Below are 17,336 nucleotides of genomic sequence, written 5' to 3'. Positions count from 1 at the left end.
GCGGCCTCCCAAGTGACCCGTGCGCACGGTAAATTTCGGGCCATGCCACGTGGACGTCACCGCCATTCGCCACCCCTCCACAAAATCCTGCCGCCCTCCGTGGTGGCCGGAGCGTCGGTCGTCTGCGCCGCCGGAGCCTGGCTCCTCGCGGATCCTGTGGCGCTGCGCGTTCTGGTGGCCGCGACAGCGGGCGCCGCTCTCAGCGGCGCCTATCTGATGCGCAGCTGGGACCGGGCGGCAGGCCTGCGCGTCGCGGAGCTGAACCGGGCCCGCGTCAGCGACGAGTGGAAGACCGAGGAGCGCATAGCCGAGCTCGAGGCCGACCTCGAGGAATCACGGGAACTGCGCCTCCGCCTGGAGACGAAACTGCGCCGCAAGCGGGTGGAGCTCGCCGGCCTGCGGGGCGAACACGCCGCGCTGCTGCGCCGGTACGCGAACGCCGAGACCGAGCGGGCCGGGGCCCTGGAGGGCCGCAGGCAGCTTGCCATCGAAGCGGCGGCGATACCCCGGGAGCTTCCCACGGCCCGGTCGACCCCGACCCCGGCCGCCTACCTGCGCGCCGCCCAGGCCCTGCGGGAGCTGACGCGCAACGCCGCGCTCCAGGAGGCCCGCCGCACGGCCGAGCTGGCCAGGGAGCGCGACCTGGCCGAGCGTGCCGCGGAGCGGGACTCGGAGGGCGAGGGCCCGAAGGGGAAGCACGCGGCGGCCGCCGGAGCAGGTGACCAGCACCACCGCCCTTCGGCCGCCCTCCCCGCACCTCAGCTGCCGTCCGCGCCCGTGCGTGCGCCGCGCTCCGTACCCGTCGCCTCGGCTGTCGTCCCGTACGCGGGCGGGCGGCGCCATCTCGTCCCGCAGGGCAGCTTCGACTTCTTCGGTACGCAGAAGGCGAACGCCGCGATCGAGTCCGTGCAGAACGAGGACCTTGCGGACGTCGTGGGCGAGGAGGCCTTGGCCGCGCACCGTACGCGCACGGCTGAGAACCGGGCCGTCGGAAAGGTCATCGACCTGACCGCGCACGACGAGACGGAACAACTGGACGTCGTGCGGCTGCGCAGCGCGATCTCCTCGTAGCCGTAGCCGTAGCCGTAGCCGTAGCAGTTCCGTAGCTGCAGCCGCTGCGCGCCGGGAGGCGGGTGACCGCCCGCCGGCTACTTGTCGATGTCCCCGACGACGAAGAAGAGCGACCCAAGGATCGCGACCATGTCGGCGACGAGGGTGCCGGGCAGCAGTTCGGTGAGCGCCTGGATGTTGTTGAACGAGGCGGAGCGGAGCTTCAGCCGGTACGGGGTCTTCTCGCCCTTGGACACCAGGTAGTAGCCGTTGATGCCGAGCGGGTTCTCGGTCCACGCGTAGGTGTGCCCCTCGGGCGCCTTCAGGACCTTGGGCAACCGCTGGTTGATGGGCCCGGGCGCCAGGCCGGCCATCCGGTCCAGGCAGGCGTCCGCCAGGTCCAGTGCGTTGTGCGTCTGCTCCAGGAGGCACTCGAAGCGGGCCAGGCAGTCGCCCTCGGTCCGGGTGACGACCTTGAGGGTGTCCTGCAGTTCCCCGTACGCGAGGTAGGGCTCGTCGCGCCGCAGATCGAAGTCGACCCCGGACGCGCGGGCGATCGGGCCGGACACCCCGTAGGCGTGCACGGCCTCGGCGGACAGCACGCCCACGCCCCGGGTGCGGCCCCGGAAGATCTCGTTCCCGAGCACCAGCCGGTCGTACACGTCCATCCGGGAGCGGACCGAGGCGACGGCTTCCCGGGCCCGGCCCAGCCAGCCCGCGGGAAGGTCCTCCTTGAGGCCGCCGACCCGGTTGAACATGTAGTGCATCCGGCCGCCGGAGACCTCCTCCATCACGGCCTGGAGCTCCTCACGTTCCCGGAACGCGTAGAAGACCGGGGTGATCCCGCCGAGTTCGAGGGGGTAGGAGCCCAGGAACATGAGGTGGTTCAGGACCCGGTTCAGCTCGGCCAGCAGCGTCCTCGTCCAGACGGCGCGCTCCGGGACCTCCATGCCCAGCATGCGCTCGACGGCCATCACGACACCGAGCTCGTTGGAGAAGGCCGACAGCCAGTCGTGGCGGTTGGCGAGCATGATGATCTGCCGGTAGTCGCGGGCCTCGAAGAGCTTCTCCGCGCCGCGGTGCATGTAGCCGATGACAGGTTCGGCGTGCTGGATCCGTTCACCGTCCAGGACGAGCCGCAGCCGGAGCACACCGTGCGTGGAGGGGTGCTGCGGACCGATGTTGAGCACCATGTCGGTGCTCTCTGCCGCGCCGCCGATGCCGACCGTCGTCTCCGTCATGCGGGACAGTATCCCCCTTCCCGTCCCGGGGGCCCGGCCCCAGGTCCCTCAGACCGGCCGGGGTACGGGGCGAAGCCCCGGCGCTGTCCGCTGCCGCAGCCACCCGAAGTCCCCGAGCCCGCCCCGCGCGGTGAGTTCGGCAGCCTCGCCGGCCGCCGCGAGTGCCCGCACGTAGCCGGCCGGATCCGTCGACGCCCGTGCGAGCGGCGGACGTTCGCCGCTGATCCCCAGCTCCTTCAGCGCCGCCCGCTGATCCAGCAGTTCGGCCACCGCGCCGTCGGCCGCCGCGGCCGCGCACGCGTCCAGCGCCACGTGTGAGGTCAGGTCGCAGCTCCCGTCGGGTACGGGCCGCACCTCGCGGCCGGCCCGGAAGCCGGTCAGTGTTCCGAACGGTGGCCTCTCCCCCCGTACATGCGCGTAGTCCACCGCCACCGCGACCCCCTCGGCCATCGAGTCGACCGCCCGGGTCCAGGCCTCGTCGCGCGGCCGACCGATCTCCGCACGGGAGCCCGGCACGGTCAGCGGCCACCATCGGGCCAGCCACTCCGCGTCCGCCCCGGTCACCGGATCGCCCAGCCGTTCCGTGCCGTCGGCCCGTACGAGGACGTAGCGGGCCACTCCGTCGGCGTCGGCCTCGGCGATGTCCGTCGGGACGTTGTCCAGCCACTCGTTGGCGAACAGCAGCCCCTTCGTGCCCTGCGGCAGCTCGGCGCTCCACTCGATGGCAGGGTCCAGGCCAGGCGGCCGCGGCGCGAGTTCCACGGCGTGGGCCCGTACGACGAGTCCCGGACCGGCGGCCCCGGCCCTCAGCGCCGTCAGCACGCCGGTCAGCAGCTCACCCCGGCCCGCTCCCACATCCACCAGGTCCACGGATTCCGTTCCCAGCTCGCGCGCCGTGCCGACGACCAGCCGGGCGACGGCGGAGGCGAACAGCGGGGATGCGTGCACCGACGTGCGGAAATGGCCCGCCGGACCCTCGGGGCGCCGGTAGAAGCCCTCGTCCCCGTACAAAGCGGTCTCTGCCGCTTCCCGCCATCCGCACCAGTCATCCGTCACGTAGGCAAGTCTCCACCTTGGGGAGTACGGTCCCAGGACCCGGATCGGCCCTTCGGCTGACCCGTGTACCGATCACCTGTACCTACGCTGGGTCACGTGCAGCGCTTCTACGATTTCATCCGCAGACACCCGACGGGCGTCGACACCTTCTGGGCTGTCTTCCTCCTCGGGCTCTCCGGCATGTCCATCGTGGCCGAGCAGACCGGTGACGGCAGGGAGCGCGTCGCGGCCGTACCGATCGCGGTCGGACTGTGCACCGTGGTCGCGCTGCGCCGTCGTGCACCGGAGAAGATGCTGCTGCTCACGATCGTGATGGGCATCGCGCAGCTGCTGCTCGACGTGCGTCCGGGCGCCGCGGACTTCGCCATGCTGGTGATCATCTACACCGTGTCCACCGTGGGGGAGCGCTGGGCCTCCCGGCTCGCCCTGGCGTGCAGTCTCGGCGCCGCGGGGCTCTCGCAGCTGCGCTGGCCGGAGGATTCCCCGTCCGGCAGCTGGGTGCAGTCGGTCTTCGTCGTCGTCGTCATGACCGTGCCGTTCGTCCTCGCCTGGGTGCTCGGCGACTCGATGCGTACCCGGCGGGCCTACTTCGACCAGCTGGAGGAGCGCGCCGCCCGGCTGGAGCGCGAGCGCGAGGCGCAGTCGAAGGTCGCCGTGGCCGCCGAACGGGCTCGCATCGCCCGGGAGCTGCACGACGTCGTCGCGCACAACGTCTCGGTGATGGTGGTTCAGGCCGACGGCGCCGCCTATGTCATGGACGCGGCTCCCGACCAGGCCCGGCAGGCACTGGAGACCATCTCCAGCACCGGCCGTCAGGCCCTCGCCGAGATGCGCCGGCTGCTCGGGGTGCTGCGCACCGGCGACACCCGGGAGAGCGGCGAGTACGTGCCCCAGCCCGACGTCGAGCAGATCGAGGACCTGGTCGACCAGGTGAGGCGGACGGGCCTCGCGGTGGACTTCAAGATCGAGGGCACTCCGCGTCCGCTGCCGACCGGCGTCGAGCTGACCGCGTACCGGATCGTCCAGGAGGCCCTCACCAACACCCGCAAGCACGGTGGCCCGGACGCAGGGGCCAGCGTGCGGCTGGTCTACTTCGACGACGGCCTCGGGCTGCTCGTCGAGGACGACGGCCGGGGTGCCGCGCACGAGCTGTACGAGGACGGCGGGGCCGACGGCGCCGGACACGGAATGATCGGTATGCGGGAGCGGGTCGGCATGGTCGGCGGCACGCTGGACGCGGGACCGCGCCCGGGCGGCGGCTTCCGGATCAGCGCACTGCTCCCGCTCAAGCCCGCCAACCAGTGACACAAGGACAGGACCCTCATGACGATCCGCGTAATGCTCGTCGACGACCAGATGCTGCTGCGCACGGGCTTCCGGATGGTGCTGGCCGCCCAGCCGGACATGGAGGTCGTCGCCGAGGCGGGTGACGGGGCGGAGGCGATCGAGGTCCTGCGGTCCACGACCGTCGACGTGGTGCTGATGGACGTGCGCATGCCGCGGCTGGACGGGGTCGAGGCGACCCGGCGCATCTGCGCGCAGACCGATCCGCCCAAGGTCCTCATCCTGACCACGTTCGACCTGGACGAGTACGCGTTCTCCGGCCTGAAGGCGGGCGCGAGCGGCTTCATGCTCAAGGACGTGCCACCCGGCGAACTGCTCGCCGCGATCCGTTCCGTGCACAGCGGCGACGCCGTGGTCGCCCCGTCCACCACCCGCAGGCTCCTCGACCAGTTCTCCCCGATGCTGCCCAGCAGCGGAAAGGAGCCGCAGCACAAGCACATCGAGAAGCTGACCGAGCGCGAGCGGGAAGTGATGATGCTGGTTGCCCAGGGGCTGTCGAACGGCGAGATCGCGGCCCGTCTGGTGCTGTCCGAGGCGACGGTGAAGACCCACGTGGGCCGCATCCTCACCAAGCTGAACCTGCGCGACCGCGTCCAGGTGGTCGTCCTCGCGTACGAGACGGGCCTGGTCAGGGCAGGCGGCGGGTCGGGCGCCTGAGCGGCGCGCTACCGCAGCACGCCTTCCAGGAAGTCGCTGCCGAGCCGGGCCACCACGGTCAGGTCCAGTGCGTGCAGTACGTACCGGCCGCGCCTGCGCGTGGTGATCAGGCCGGCCTTCTTGAGCACCGCCAGGTGCCGGGAGACCTCGGGGGCCGTGATGCCGTGCGCGTCGGCGAGTTCGCCGGTGGTGTACGGGGAACGGGCGAGGTTGCGGCACAGGCGCATCCGCATCGGGTGGGCCAGGGCCCCCATCCGTAGCTGGAGCAGCTCCACGGAGGCGGGGGAGGGCAGCTCGGGGCGGTGCACCGGGTAGTGGATCACCGGCCGCCAGCCCGGGGCGTGGAGCACCATCAGATGGGGCCAGCCGAAGCTGGTCGGGATGAGGGTGAGCCCCGTTCCGACGGCCGGGTCGGCGGCGTTCGTCCGGCCGACGGTCAGCTTGTCGATGATCAGCCTGCTCGCGTCCTCGTCGATCGACAGCGCGGGCGAGACCGCGCGGAACACCTCGTCGAGGCCCTTGTGCCGCAGCAGTTCGGTCTTGTGCCGTGCGTCGGCGGCCAGCTGGACCCGGACCCGCTGCCAGGTGTCCGCGAAGAAGGCCTGGTCGCAGTCCTCGAAGAGGCGACGCACCCAGGTGCGTACGGAACCGGGTGCGGCGAGCAGCTGCTGGGTGAACTCCAACTGCTGGGGCCCTCTGGCCGCCGCCATGTCCAGTGCGCGGGCCCGCATCGTGGCGCTGGTGAGCGGGGACGGTGCGCCCGTCCCGTACAGGCTCGCGCACGTGAACTCCAGGGCCGCGGAGACGAACCGCTCGTCGTCCATCCTGTCGAGGATGTCCAGGTCCTCGGCCAGGCTCGAACCGGTCCGGCCCTCGCCGCCGCGGACACCGGCGAACGGGAGGAAGACGTCGGAGAAGGTGTTGCGCCAGAGGAACTCGGCCTCGTGCAGCCGGTCCGCGAGGTCGGGCTCGAGGGCCGCCGCCGTCGCGGTCGCCCACCCGTGGTGGCCCGGATGGTGCCCGGGCTCGGAGAGCGCATGCAGGGCGAGCCCCAGCTCGGCAAGGGGCGAGATCTCGAAATGGATGCGTTCGGGGGACAGGCCCGCGATGTCTATGTGCACGCTCACCCGTCCATGGTGCGGGGTACGCGGACGAAGCCGGGCACCGGTTGACGGGGCCCGTCAATCGGCGCGCGGAGTGCGGGGAACGGGTTCACGCTGGATGCATGGACATCGTTCAGCAGCACATGCTCGACAGTTACCGTGCGGCGCAGCACGGTGAGCCCCCGCCCCCACCGCCCGGCCGCCATGACCGGGAGGTCCTGCGGGAACTGCGCAGGCGCTTCCACGCCTGGACCGCGGAACAGGGCCGGCGCAGCGTCTGAGGAGTGCCCGGCCGGTGATCGAGGAGAGCCCGGTCACCGTGTGGACCGGGCCGCCCACGCCTACCCCAGCCGCCGCACGAACTCCGCCACCGCCTCCCGCACATCCCCCGCCGTCCACTCCAGCCCCGGCGCAGCCACCGTGACCTCGGTGTACGAGACCCCGGGCGGCCCCGCGGGCCCGGCCAGCCACCGGCGGAACAACGTCACGCCCGTGTCCTCGGCCTGCCGCACCGAGGCCTCGTCCAGTTCCCGTGTCCCGTAGGGCAGCCACACCTGGAACTGGTGGGTGTGCGGCGGTTCCGGATGCACCCGGAACCAGGGCGCCGCACTGTCCGCGAAACCCTCCGCCATCGCCCCTGCGACGACCTTCGCGTGCGCCACGTACTCGGGCAGCCTCGGCAGCTCCCGCTCCAGACCCAGCAGGGCGGAGAGCGCCGCCGGGTACTGCTGGAAGACCTGGCCGCCGTACCGGTGGCGCCAGGTCCGCGCCTCGTCGACCAGCGATTCGGGGCCGGCGAGCACCGCACCGGACAATCCGTCCAGGGACTTGTAGAACGACACGTACACGCTGTCGGCGAGAGCCGCGATCTCCGGCAGACCGCGCCCGAAGTGGGGTCCGCACTCCCACAGCCGGGCTCCGTCCAGATGCACGACGGCGTCCCGCTCCCGCGCGGCGGCCACGACGGCCTCCAACTCCTCCCAGGAGGGCAGGACGAAGCCGGCGTCGCGCAGCGGGAGCTCCAGCATGAGGGTGCCGAAAGGTTCGGGGAAGTCCCGGACCTCCTCCGCCGTGGGCGACCGCGGTGCGGACGTCGGATGCACCGTGCGCAGCCCGCTCACCGACGTGAGGGCGCCCCCTTCGTGCATCTCGGGGTGGGAGAGCGGGTGGAGCGCCACGACCGGGTTTCCCGTACGCCCCGCCCAGCAGCGCAGCGCGACCTGCTGGGCCATCGTCCCGGTCGGGAAGAACGCCGCGGCCTCCATGCCCAGCAGATCCGCGGTCCGCCGCTCCACCTCGGCGACGACCCCGTCGCCGTACACATCCGTCCACTCGTCCAGGTCGTGGACCGACCCCGCGTCGGCGGCCAGCGCTGCCAGCCGCTCGCCCAGGGTGTGGTCGGCGGACGCTCGGGCGAGCACCTTTCGGGACCGCTTCCACGCGGTCAGCCTGCGGTGCCGTTGCTTCTGCTCATCGGTGACTGCCATGGGACGATCATCACCCGGACCGACAGCCTTTCGGGTCGCGGCCCAGAGTTACCCACAGGCTGTGGACAGCCGGGGGGTCTGGCGAAACGCTGGCGTAGCATGCAGAGAAATCGTCCGGTACCCCCCGCGGACTGGAACGGAAGGCCATCGCCGCGTGAACGCATCTGTTTCCAAGGAATCCCTCGACGCCAGGGACCGCCCCGCCCGTCTCACCGTCGGCGTCGTCGGCGCGGGACGGGTCGGACCCGCCCTCGCCGCCTCGCTGCAGCTCGCCGGGCACCGCCCCGTCGCGGTCTCGGGCGTCTCCGACGCATCCGTGCGCCGGGCCGCCGCGCTGCTCCCCGACGTACCCCTCGTCACGCCGGCCGAGGTCCTCGCGCGCGCCGAGCTCGTGCTGCTGACGGTCCCCGACGACGCGTTGCCCGGCCTGGTCGAAGGCCTCGCCGAGACCGGTGCCGTGCGGCCCGGCCAGCTCATCGTCCACACGTCCGGGCGGTACGGGACGAAGGTGCTCGACCCCGCACTGCGTGCGGGGGCGCTCCCGCTCGCCCTGCATCCGGCCATGACCTTCACCGGCAGCTCCGTCGACGTCCAGCGGCTGGCCGGCTGCTCCTTCGGGGTCACCGCGCCCGAGGAGCTCAGGCTCGCCGCGGAGGCGCTCGTCATCGAGATGGGCGGTGAGCCCGAATGGATCGCGGAGGAGTCCCGTCCGCTCTATCACGCGGCCCTCGCCCTCGGAGCGAACCACCTGATCACCTTGGTTGCCCAGTCCATGGAGCTGCTGCAGAAGGCCGGAGTGTCCGCACCCGACCGGATGCTCGGCCCGCTGCTCGGGGCCGCCCTGGACAACGCCCTGCGCTCCGGCGACGCCGCGCTGACCGGCCCCGTGGCCCGGGGCGACGCGGGCACGGTGGCCGCGCACATCGCCGAGCTGCGCAGGCACGCCCCGCAGGCGGTGGCCGGATATGTCGCGATGGCCCGCACCACGGCCGACCGGGCGCTGGCCCACGGTCTGCTGAAGCCGGAGTTCGCGGAGGACCTCCTCGATGTCCTGTCGGACAGCGCGAACACCGGCAACGGCGTGAACGGAGCAAACGGCACGGACGGCACGGACGGCATGGACGGCACGGACGAGACCGGGCCGGGGGAGGGCCGATGAGCACCGCACCCGCCACACTTCTGCGCACCGCCGCGGAACTGGACGCCCTGCACCGGCCGGCCGGTGCGCAGCGCGCCGTGGTCATGACGATGGGCGCGCTCCACGACGGCCACGCCACCCTGATCCGTACGGCACGGGCCGCCGCGGGACCCGGTGGACAGGTCGTCGTCACGGTGTTCGTCAACCCGCTCCAGTTCGGTGAGGCCGCCGACCTCGACCGTTACCCCCGCACCCTGGACGCCGACCTCGCCCTTGCCGCGGCGGCCGGTGCGGACGCCGTCTTCGCGCCCTCCGTCACTGAGGTGTACCCGGGCGGTGACCCCCAGGTCCGGATCACCGCCGGCCCCATGGGCGAGCGTCTTGAAGGCGCCTCGCGCCCCGGGCACTTCGACGGCATGCTCACCGTCGTCGCCAAGCTCCTCCACCTCACCCGGCCCGACGCGGCGTTCTACGGGCAGAAGGACGCCCAGCAGCTGGCGCTCATCCGGCGCATGGTGCGCGACCTCAACTTCGGCGTGGACATCGTCGCCGTGCCCACGGTCCGCGACCCCGACGGCCTCGCGCTCTCCAGCCGCAACCGCTTCCTCTCCGCCGACGAACGCCGCACCGCGCTGGCCCTCCCCAGGGCCCTGTTCGCGGCCCGCGACCGGCTGGCCGCCCAGCAGGCGCTGCACGCCCGCGCGCAGACCACCCCCGAGCGGGAGGGGCGGGCCGCGGCGCTCACGAAGCTCGGAGAGGCCCGTGCGGCCGCCGACACCCAGGCCGTGGCGCTGGCCCGGCCGACGGTCGGACCGGCCGCGGTACGGGCAGCGGCCCAGGCGGTCCTCGACGAGGCGGCCGAGGACGCGGTGCCGCTCGAGCTGGACTACCTGGCGCTCGTGGACCCGGCCGACTTCACCGAGATCCCCGCCGCCCGCGACAGCGGCGAGGCGATCCTCGCCGTCGCGGCACGGGTGGGTGCCACCCGTCTGATCGACAACATCCCGCTGACCCTCGGAGCCCTGACGTGACCGGAATACGGCTGACCGCCCCCGCCCCCGGCTGGGCCATCGACGCGGACGTCGTCGTGGTCGGCTCCGGCGTGGCCGGTCTCACCACCGCCCTGCGCTGTGCCGCGGCCGGTCTCGCCACCGTCGTCGTCACCAAGGCCCGCCTCGACGACGGCTCCACCCGCTGGGCGCAGGGCGGCATCGCCGCGGCTCTCGGCGAGGGCGACACCCCCGAGCAGCACCTCGACGACACCCTGGTCGCCGGCGCGGGCCTGTGCGACGAGACTGCGGTGCGGACCCTGGTGACCGAGGGCCCCGACGCCGTACGCCGACTGATCGAAACCGGCGCGCACTTCGACACCACCGACACCGGCGCCATCGCCCTGACCCGCGAGGGCGGCCACCACCGGCGCCGCATCGCGCACGCGGGCGGAGACGCCACGGGGGCCGAGATCTCCCGCGCCCTGGTCGAAGCGGTCCGCTCGGCAGCCCTGCACACCGTCGAGAACGCCCTGGTCCTCGACCTGCTCACCGATGCCGAAGGCCGTACCGCGGGCGTCACCCTCCACGTCATGGGCGAGGGCCAGCACGACGGAGTCGGCGCGGTCCGCGCTCCTGCGGTGGTCCTCGCGACCGGCGGCATGGGCCAGGTCTTCTCGGCCACCACCAATCCGCCGGTCTCCACCGGCGACGGGGTGGCCCTCGCTCTGAGGGCGGGCGCGGAGGTCTCCGACCTCGAGTTCGTCCAGTTCCACCCGACCGTCCTGTTTCTCGGCTCCGACTCCGAGGGCCAGCAGCCGCTGGTCTCGGAAGCGGTACGGGGTGAGGGCGCCCATCTCGTCGACGCCTCCGGCACGCGCTTCATGCTGGGGCAGCACGAGCTGGCCGAACTGGCCCCGCGCGACATCGTCGCCAAGGCCATCACCCGCCAGATGCACCTCCTGGGCACCGAGCACATGTATCTCGACGCGCGTCACTTCGGCGCCGAGATGTGGGAGCAGCGCTTCCCGACGATTCTGGCCGCGTGCAGGGCCCACGGCATCGACCCGGTGACGGAGCCGATCCCGGTGGCCCCGGCCGCGCACTACGCCTCGGGCGGCGTCCGCACCGACCTCCGGGGCCGTACGACGGTTCCCGGCCTGTACGCCTGCGGGGAGGTCGCCTGCACGGGAGTGCACGGCGCGAACCGGCTCGCGTCCAACTCCCTCCTGGAGGGCCTGGTCTTCGCCGAACGCATCGCGGCGGACATCGTGACGGACCGGACCCAGGACCCGGCCCACGACCGAACCCAGGACCCGGCCCAGGACGTGTCCGGTGAACACGGCAGGGGCGAGGGCCGCGATCAGGACCTGGCGCAGCCGACCGGGACCGGGGCAGCCGTCCCCGGCGCCCACCGGCCCGCGTCGGAGCCCGCCCCACTGCTCACCGCCGAGTCCCGGACGGCGATCCAGCGGATCATGACGAGGGGCGCCGGAGTCATCCGCTCCGCCGCCAGTCTCGCCCGCGCGGCCGAGGAGCTGGATTCCCTCCAGCGGACCGCGGCCACCGCGGCGGACACCGCCGAGACCGGCGCCAAGGACGCCGTGCCCGGCGTCGAGGCATGGGAGGCCACCAATCTGCTCCTCGTCTCGCGGGTTCTGGTCGCTGCCGCCCGGGAGCGCGAGGAAACCCGCGGCTGCCACTGGCGCGAGGACCGGCCCGAGCGAGACGACGCGGACTGGCGCCGTCACCTCGTCGTCCGGATCGCCCCGGACCGGCGGCTCGTCGTCCGTCGTACGGACAGCGCCGCATTCCCGCCCGTACGCCCCGAGGATTCAGCAGACTGAGCGGCGACAGCACGACGCCGCCCGGATTGCGCAGCAACACCGAGCAGTACCCCGACCATCCAGCCCCCGAGGAGCCGTAACCGTGAGCACGCCCGAAGAGAACCCGCGCCCGACACCCGTGGACGTACCGCTGATCCACATCGGCGCGCCCGCCGCGTCCGGGGGCGGCTGCGGCGACGGCTGCGGCTGCGACGACGGCTACGACCCGGACGGTCTGGAGTGCGGCCTCGACCCCGCTCTGGCCCAGTTGCTCGCCGATGCGGGCCTGGACCCCGTGCAGGTCGAGGACATCGCCCATGTCGCGATCGAGGAGGACCTCGACGGCGGGGTGGACGTCACGACCGTGGCGACCGTCTCCGAGGAGGCCGTGGCCACCGGTGACTTCACCGCCCGCGAGGCAGGTGTCGTCGCAGGTCTGCGCGTGGCCGAGGCCGTCCTGTCCATCGTCTGCACGGACGAGTTCGAGGTCGAGCGCCATGTCGAGGACGGCGACCGCGTCGCGCCCGGACAGAAGCTGCTCACCGTCACCACCCGTACGCGTGACCTGCTCACCGGCGAGCGCAGCGCGCTCAACCTGCTGTGCAGGCTCTCCGGGATCGCGACCGCGACCCGGGCCTGGGCCGATGTGCTCGAAGGCACGAAGACGAAGGTCCGTGACACCCGCAAGACGACTCCCGGACTCCGCGCCCTGGAGAAGTACGCGGTCCGCTGCGGCGGCGGCGTCAACCACCGCATGTCGCTCGTGGACGCGGCCCTCGTCAAGGACAACCACGTCATCGCGGCCGGCGGTGTCGCCGAAGCGTTCAAGCGGGTCAGGGAGGCGTTCCCCGAGCTCGCCGTCGAGGTCGAGGTCGACACACTGGAGCAGGTCACCGAGGTGCTTGACGCGGGTGCCGACCTGATCCTGCTGGACAACTTCACCCCGTCCGCGACCGCCGAGGCGGTCGCCCTCGTCGGCGGCCGTGCGGTGCTGGAGTCCTCGGGCCGGCTCGCCCTCGGCTCCGCCCGCGCCTACGCGGAGGCGGGGGTCGACTACCTGGCCGTCGGCGCGCTCACGCACTCCTCGCCGATCCTCGACATCGGCCTGGACTTCCGTGACACCGGGGTACCCACCGACGGGGCCGGCGCCTGATGCTTCTCACCATCGACGTCGGCAACTCCCACACGGTCCTCGGCCTCTTCGACGGCGAGGAGATCGTCGAGCACTGGCGGATCTCCACCGACGCCCGCCGCACCGCCGACGAGCTCGCCGTGCTGCTCCAGGGACTGATGGGCATGCACCCGCTGCTCGGCGTGGAGCTGGGAGACGGGATCGAGGGCATCGCGATCTGCTCGACGGTGCCCGCCGTCCTGCACGAGCTGCGCGAGGTCACCCGCCGCTACTACGGCGATGTCCCCGCGGTCCTCGTGGAGCCGGGCGTCAAGACGGGTGTGCCCGTACTGACGGACAACCCGAAGGAGGTCGGCGCCGACCGCATCGTCAACGCCGTCGCTGCCGTCGAGCTCTACGGCGGTCCGGCGATCGTCGTCGACCTCGGTACGGCCACCACCTTCGACGCGGTGTCCGCCCGCGGCGAGTACACGGGCGGCGTGATCGCGCCCGGTATCGAGATCTCGGTGGAGGCGCTCGGGGTCAAGGGCGCCCAGCTCCGCAAGATCGAGCTGGCCAGGCCGCGCAGTGTGATCGGGAAGAACACCGTCGAAGCGATGCAGTCCGGCATCGTGTACGGCTTCGCGGGCCAGATCGACGGCGTCGTCGAGCGCATGAAGAAGGAGCTGGCGGCCGACCCCGACGAGGTCACCGTCATCGCGACCGGCGGCCTTGCTCCGATGGTGTTGGGGGAGTCCTCCGTCATCGACGAGCACGAACCCTGGCTCACGCTCATCGGCCTTCGTCTCGTGTACGAGCGCAACATCGCCCGGATGTAGGGCGCGCCCGCGGTCACCTGCGGGAACGGCCCGGCGGCGCGTCGGAGGACGGCGCGCCGCCGGGCGGCCAGTTAAGCGGATTTTGTCCATTTAGCACGTATTGTCGCGTCATGCCCACGCCCTACGGATCACGCGGCGGCATGGCGTTCAGTGCGGACGAGCTGCGGGTGCTCCGACGTGCTCTCGCCCATGCCCTCCACCCCACGTCCCTGCCGGAAGACGACGTCCAGGACTGCCTGCGGCTCGCCGGCGCGGTGGACGAGGCGGTGAGCGAGGCAGGCAGACTGCGCGCGTTCCTCCTCGCCGATCTCGCCCGGTACCGCGACGCACTCCCCGGTTCCCTCAGCGGCTACCTGGAACTCCTGCAGGACGCTCTCGCCGCCGGCTACGACCCCCGTCCCGACGATCTGGCGGCCCTGCGCGCACTGCGTGCCGGGCCGGTCGCGGCGGCGCTCCTGGAGCGCTGTCAGGTGCTCGCGGAACGCTCGGTACGGGCCCGCCTCGCCGGACGCGCCGTACCCGCGACGACGCCCGCGCCGCGCAGCCGGCTGCTCGCCCTGCCCGGTGGCCTGGCGGCCGCCAAGGAGCCCGAGCGTCCCAAGGTCCCGTCCCGGCCCGCGACGCCGGCGCGCCCTGCGGCTCCCGGTGAGCGCCCCATGCCCAAGCCGTCCGAGGTCTTCCCGCCCCGGCGGCGCCCGGCGCCCGCACCCCCGCCCGAGGAACGTGCCGTGTCCTAGGGCTTCTCGCTCGATCATGCCGGGCTCGCGAGGTCCGGCATGATCCGAACGGAAGACCCTGGGGGTGCCCGGGAGAGACCGGAATGCCGGGCTCGCTACCCTGGACGGCATGGACTACGTATCCGCGCTCGTGCCCCCCGTGGTGATGGCCGCCTTCTTCATCGGTCTTGTCGTGACCATCGTCAAGAGCCAAGGCGGCCCGAACAAGGCCAAGGAGGACGCGGCCGTGGATGCCGCGGCCGCCCGCGCCGAATCGCTGCAGCAGGCTCCGCGGGCCGACGGCGTCTGATCCGGACCGGTTCGAGAAGGGCGTACGGCTCCTGAGGAGCTGTGCGCCCTTTTGCCGTCTCGATAAAATGGCCCATTCCAGACATCTAGCACTAAGGTGACTCTGTGCCTCGCCAATTGGGAGAGCTGGAAGACGCCGTGATGACACGGGTCTGGCAATGGAACCGTCCGGTCACCGTGCGGGAAGTTCTCGAGGACCTTCAGCAGGAGAGGTCCATCGCATACACGACCGTGATGACGGTAATGGACAATCTCCATCAGAAGGGCTGGGTGCGCCGAGAAGTCGACGGCCGGGCATATCGATATACGGCGGTCTCCACCCGGGCCGCGTACTCGGCCGCACTGATGAACGAAGCATGGTCCCTCAGCGACAACCCGGCGGCCGCTCTGGTCGCCTTCTTCGGCATGATGTCCGCCGAGCAGCGCGAGGCTCTCCAGGATGCGGTGCGCATGGTCTCGCCGGTCTTCCCCGAACCGGCCGCAGCGCCGCCCGATGACGCGGTCCCGGCCGATGAAGCACCACCGGAGATCGGGCGATAGCGTCGGGGCATGTCCTCAGAGCTGCCGCAAACCGAGCCGCAAACCGAGCCGCATACAGATTTTCCTACCGACCCGTCGGTTGGGAAACTCGCCATCACCGTCCGTCGTGCCAGGACGAGCGATGTGGCATCCGTCCGCGGCCTGCTCGACGGCTACGTCGCCGAAGGCATCCTGCTCGACAAAGCGACGGTGACGCTTTACGAGGACATCCAGGAGTTCTGGGTCGCCGAACGTGATGAGGACGGCCGTGTCATCGGCTGCGGTGCACTCCACGTGATGTGGGAAGACCTCGCCGAAGTGCGTACTCTCGCCGTCGACCACGGCATCAAGGGCGCCGGAGTAGGTCACCAAGTTCTGGACAAGCTCTTGCAGACCGCACGCTGGCTCGGTGTCCGCCGGGTTTTCTGTCTCACCTTCGAAGTCGACTTCTTCGCGAAGCACGGCTTCACCGAGATCGGAGAGACGCCGGTCGACGGAGATGTCTACAGCGAGCTGCTGCGTTCCTATGACGAGGGCGTCGCCGAGTTCCTCGGTCTCGAACGAGTGAAGCCGAACACCTTGGGTAACAGTCGGATGCTTCTGCACCTGTGACCGGGACTAGACGCCGGAACCCTATGTCCGAATCGCGCACGTTTCCCGTGTTCTTGTGCTACTGAACGTCTCCCAGGGGTTTGTGTTTTCCGGGGAAAAGCGGTTTCCTTTCCGCGTACTGCATTTTCGATGAAAGGAAATCCGGTGGCACAGAAGGTTCAGGTCCTTCTTGTTGATGACCTCGACGGTGGCGAGGCGGACGAGACCGTCACGTTCGCTCTTGATGGCAAGACGTACGAGATCGACCTCACGACGAGCAACGCGGACAAGCTCCGTGGTCTTCTCGAGCCCTACGCCCGGAGTGGCCGTCGCACGGGTGGTCGCGCGGCGACCGGTCGCGGCAAGGGCCGTGCCGTTACGGGTGGCAACAAGGACACCGCGGAGATCCGTAAGTGGGCCCGCGAGAACGGCCACAATGTGAATGACCGCGGCCGCGTTCCCGCCGAGATCCGTGAGGCTTACGAGAAGGCCAACGGCTGACCTGTCGGCCGATGGGTCAACAGGTGTGTCCGGGCATGCGTGAGCCGGAGCCGGTGGCATTCCGTCGCTGCCGCGTCCACCAGTCGTACGAGATCGGGAGCATCCCCACCCCTGCTCCCGAGGCCGGCCAGGGCCGGGAGCAGCGGCTCCACCTCCTGGCGCGGTTCGGGGGGCCGCAGCCAGAAGGCGGCCCCCGGCGAGCCCCCCGCCCCACCGGGCGGCGCAGGGGCGTCGATGTGTCCGCCCGTTCCGACGGCGGCCAGGTCGAGAGCGATACCGCTCCACTCAAGCCAGTCGAGCAGCCCCGGCAGCTCGTCGGCGCTCCCGGCGGCCACCAGCAGTCGCATCCGCTGCCCCGCCAGTGCCACGGGGCCGGTGCGCCCCACCCGGCGCAGTGCCGCGTGACCCGCCGCGGCAGGCAGCTCCAGCACGTCGAAGCGCAGCCCGGTCAGCAACCGCACGGGTGCTGTTCCCGTCGTGGCCCAGTCGAGCTCCGTCGCGTACCACCGCGCGCAGGCGTCGGCTTCGGGCGACGAGCGGGGGGGCGGGACGATGGGAGCCATGACCGATGAACCGCCGAACCGGGCCCAGGGTTACGCACAGTTCATGATCGACTGCTCTTCGTGTCCGTGATGGGGGCGTACGGGAGCATTCGGCAGCGTGAAGTTGTTCGCCCGTAGCGGAGGGAACGGGGGTGCGCCGCATGGACTGTCAGTGAGTGCGGGTAAGACATCCCTAGTGAGAAGGGGCGACACGCAGGCAAAAACGTCTCACGTTCGCCATCGGCGTACTGGCGAAAGGGCTATCTGCCTGGCCTGCGGGAACATCGTCTCGCACCATCGGGTTGGAGCAGTTGTCG

The 17,336-nt window shown here is 71.5% G+C and carries 19 protein-coding genes; 14 read left to right on the top strand and 5 right to left on the bottom strand.

All coding sequences use genetic code 11. The annotated features are described in order from the left end of the window. The first annotated feature begins 42 nt into the window (after window positions 1–42). Window positions 43–1,071 carry a hypothetical protein gene (locus tag ABZS61_RS05545; RefSeq protein WP_356416559.1) on the top strand — a complete coding sequence of 343 codons (1,029 nt, stop codon included), beginning with the start codon at window positions 43–45 and terminating at the stop codon, window positions 1,069–1,071. A gap of 77 nt (window positions 1,072–1,148) precedes the next feature. On the opposite strand, the gene ABZS61_RS05540 is transcribed toward ABZS61_RS05545, so the two are convergent. Both ABZS61_RS05540 and ABZS61_RS05535 read right to left on the bottom strand, forming a co-directional pair. Beyond that, window positions 1,149–2,291 (bottom strand): NADH-quinone oxidoreductase subunit D, encoded by a 1,143-nt coding sequence (locus tag ABZS61_RS05540; protein ID WP_356416556.1) that lies wholly within the window; start codon window positions 2,289–2,291, stop codon window positions 1,149–1,151. Between the two features lie 48 nt (window positions 2,292–2,339). Next, a complete protein-coding gene (locus ABZS61_RS05535) occupies window positions 2,340–3,347 on the bottom strand; it encodes an SAM-dependent methyltransferase (protein WP_356416553.1) in 1,008 nt (335 codons plus the stop codon). A 96-nt stretch (window positions 3,348–3,443) separates the two neighbouring features. Between ABZS61_RS05535 and ABZS61_RS05530 the strand changes: the two genes are divergently transcribed. Further along, window positions 3,444–4,652, top strand: a complete 1,209-nt coding sequence (locus tag ABZS61_RS05530) for a sensor histidine kinase (protein WP_356416550.1) — start codon at window positions 3,444–3,446, stop codon at window positions 4,650–4,652. 18 nt (window positions 4,653–4,670) lie between these two features. Further along, a complete protein-coding gene (locus ABZS61_RS05525) occupies window positions 4,671–5,348 on the top strand; it encodes a response regulator transcription factor (protein WP_356416547.1) in 678 nt (225 codons plus the stop codon). A gap of 8 nt (window positions 5,349–5,356) precedes the next feature. Here ABZS61_RS05525 and ABZS61_RS05520 read toward each other — a convergent pair whose 3' ends face one another. Next, entirely contained in the window at window positions 5,357–6,469 is a 1,113-nt protein-coding gene (locus tag ABZS61_RS05520; protein ID WP_356417152.1) for a DUF5937 family protein, read from the bottom strand. A 104-nt stretch (window positions 6,470–6,573) separates the two neighbouring features. Between ABZS61_RS05520 and ABZS61_RS05515 the strand changes: the two genes are divergently transcribed. Continuing rightward, on the top strand, window positions 6,574–6,732 hold the full coding sequence (locus ABZS61_RS05515) for a hypothetical protein (RefSeq protein WP_356416545.1): 159 nt from the start codon (window positions 6,574–6,576) through the stop codon (window positions 6,730–6,732). Window positions 6,733–6,792: 60 nt separating this feature from the next. Here the strand turns inward: ABZS61_RS05515 and ABZS61_RS05510 are convergent, their stop codons facing one another. Beyond that, window positions 6,793–7,938 (bottom strand): beta-eliminating lyase-related protein, encoded by a 1,146-nt coding sequence (locus tag ABZS61_RS05510; protein ID WP_356416542.1) that lies wholly within the window; start codon window positions 7,936–7,938, stop codon window positions 6,793–6,795. Between the two features lie 154 nt (window positions 7,939–8,092). Between ABZS61_RS05510 and ABZS61_RS05505 the strand changes: the two genes are divergently transcribed. The 10 genes from ABZS61_RS05505 to ABZS61_RS05460 all read left to right on the top strand — a co-directional run bounded on the left by ABZS61_RS05505 (window position 8,093) and on the right by ABZS61_RS05460 (window position 16,477). Further along, window positions 8,093–9,097 carry a DUF2520 domain-containing protein gene (locus ABZS61_RS05505; RefSeq protein ID WP_356416540.1) on the top strand — a complete coding sequence of 335 codons (1,005 nt, stop codon included), beginning with the start codon at window positions 8,093–8,095 and terminating at the stop codon, window positions 9,095–9,097. Beyond that, a complete protein-coding gene (gene panC / locus ABZS61_RS05500; protein ID WP_356416537.1) occupies window positions 9,094–10,107 on the top strand; it encodes a pantoate--beta-alanine ligase in 1,014 nt (337 codons plus the stop codon). Before ABZS61_RS05505 ends, panC begins: the two co-directional genes overlap by 4 nt. Next, window positions 10,104–11,912 (top strand): L-aspartate oxidase, encoded by a 1,809-nt coding sequence (locus ABZS61_RS05495; RefSeq protein WP_356416534.1) that lies wholly within the window; start codon window positions 10,104–10,106, stop codon window positions 11,910–11,912. The genes panC and ABZS61_RS05495 overlap by 4 nt, the downstream gene beginning before the upstream one ends. Before the next feature lie 82 nt (window positions 11,913–11,994). Continuing rightward, window positions 11,995–13,044 carry a carboxylating nicotinate-nucleotide diphosphorylase gene (gene nadC, locus ABZS61_RS05490; protein ID WP_356416532.1) on the top strand — a complete coding sequence of 350 codons (1,050 nt, stop codon included), beginning with the start codon at window positions 11,995–11,997 and terminating at the stop codon, window positions 13,042–13,044. Then, window positions 13,044–13,841 carry a type III pantothenate kinase gene (locus ABZS61_RS05485; protein ID WP_329209795.1) on the top strand — a complete coding sequence of 266 codons (798 nt, stop codon included), beginning with the start codon at window positions 13,044–13,046 and terminating at the stop codon, window positions 13,839–13,841. The genes nadC and ABZS61_RS05485 overlap by 1 nt, the downstream gene beginning before the upstream one ends. 140 nt (window positions 13,842–13,981) lie before the next feature. Continuing rightward, window positions 13,982–14,578: a hypothetical protein gene (locus ABZS61_RS05480; RefSeq protein WP_356417151.1), complete on the top strand. Its 597-nt coding sequence runs from the start codon at window positions 13,982–13,984 to the stop codon at window positions 14,576–14,578. Window positions 14,579–14,687: 109 nt separating this feature from the next. After that, on the top strand, window positions 14,688–14,867 hold the full coding sequence (locus tag ABZS61_RS05475) for a hypothetical protein (RefSeq protein ID WP_351178236.1): 180 nt from the start codon (window positions 14,688–14,690) through the stop codon (window positions 14,865–14,867). A gap of 104 nt (window positions 14,868–14,971) precedes the next feature. Further along, the gene (locus ABZS61_RS05470; RefSeq protein WP_356416527.1) at window positions 14,972–15,406 is read left to right on the top strand and encodes a BlaI/MecI/CopY family transcriptional regulator; all 435 of its coding nucleotides are present in this window, start codon (window positions 14,972–14,974) and stop codon (window positions 15,404–15,406) included. A gap of 9 nt (window positions 15,407–15,415) precedes the next feature. After that, window positions 15,416–15,997, top strand: a complete 582-nt coding sequence (locus ABZS61_RS05465; protein WP_356416524.1) for an amino-acid N-acetyltransferase — start codon at window positions 15,416–15,418, stop codon at window positions 15,995–15,997. A gap of 144 nt (window positions 15,998–16,141) precedes the next feature. Continuing rightward, window positions 16,142–16,477 carry an Lsr2 family protein gene (locus tag ABZS61_RS05460; protein ID WP_351178245.1) on the top strand — a complete coding sequence of 112 codons (336 nt, stop codon included), beginning with the start codon at window positions 16,142–16,144 and terminating at the stop codon, window positions 16,475–16,477. On the opposite strand, the gene ABZS61_RS05455 is transcribed toward ABZS61_RS05460, so the two are convergent. Further along, window positions 16,456–17,040: an SCO3374 family protein gene (locus ABZS61_RS05455; protein WP_356416520.1), complete on the bottom strand. Its 585-nt coding sequence runs from the start codon at window positions 17,038–17,040 to the stop codon at window positions 16,456–16,458. The genes ABZS61_RS05460 and ABZS61_RS05455 overlap by 22 nt on opposite strands. Window positions 17,041–17,336 lie beyond the last annotated feature (296 nt).

Origin of the sequence: Streptomyces sp. NPDC005566 (genome assembly GCF_040605575.1) — a bacterium.
Classification (GTDB): domain Bacteria; phylum Actinomycetota; class Actinomycetes; order Streptomycetales; family Streptomycetaceae; genus Streptomyces.
The sequence above is the reverse complement of the archived record's forward strand: the minus strand, read 5'-3'. Positions and strand labels throughout refer to the sequence as shown.

Excerpts from the sequence above, each read along its gene's own strand:
- ABZS61_RS05545 (WP_356416559.1), top strand. The coding sequence starts at position 43 with ATGCCACGTGGACGTCACCGCCATTCGCCACCCCTCCACAAAATCCTG.
- ABZS61_RS05540 (WP_356416556.1), bottom strand. The coding sequence starts at position 2,291 with ATGACGGAGACGACGGTCGGCATCGGCGGCGCGGCAGAGAGCACCGAC.
- ABZS61_RS05525 (WP_356416547.1), top strand. The coding sequence starts at position 4,671 with ATGACGATCCGCGTAATGCTCGTCGACGACCAGATGCTGCTGCGCACG.
- ABZS61_RS05515 (WP_356416545.1), top strand. The coding sequence starts at position 6,574 with ATGGACATCGTTCAGCAGCACATGCTCGACAGTTACCGTGCGGCGCAG.
- ABZS61_RS05510 (WP_356416542.1), bottom strand. The coding sequence starts at position 7,938 with ATGGCAGTCACCGATGAGCAGAAGCAACGGCACCGCAGGCTGACCGCG.
- panC (WP_356416537.1), top strand. The coding sequence starts at position 9,094 with ATGAGCACCGCACCCGCCACACTTCTGCGCACCGCCGCGGAACTGGAC.
- ABZS61_RS05485 (WP_329209795.1), top strand. The coding sequence starts at position 13,044 with ATGCTTCTCACCATCGACGTCGGCAACTCCCACACGGTCCTCGGCCTC.
- ABZS61_RS05480 (WP_356417151.1), top strand. The coding sequence starts at position 13,982 with ATGGCGTTCAGTGCGGACGAGCTGCGGGTGCTCCGACGTGCTCTCGCC.
- ABZS61_RS05475 (WP_351178236.1), top strand. The coding sequence starts at position 14,688 with ATGGACTACGTATCCGCGCTCGTGCCCCCCGTGGTGATGGCCGCCTTC.
- ABZS61_RS05465 (WP_356416524.1), top strand. The coding sequence starts at position 15,416 with ATGTCCTCAGAGCTGCCGCAAACCGAGCCGCAAACCGAGCCGCATACA.
- ABZS61_RS05455 (WP_356416520.1), bottom strand. The coding sequence starts at position 17,040 with ATGGCTCCCATCGTCCCGCCCCCCCGCTCGTCGCCCGAAGCCGACGCC.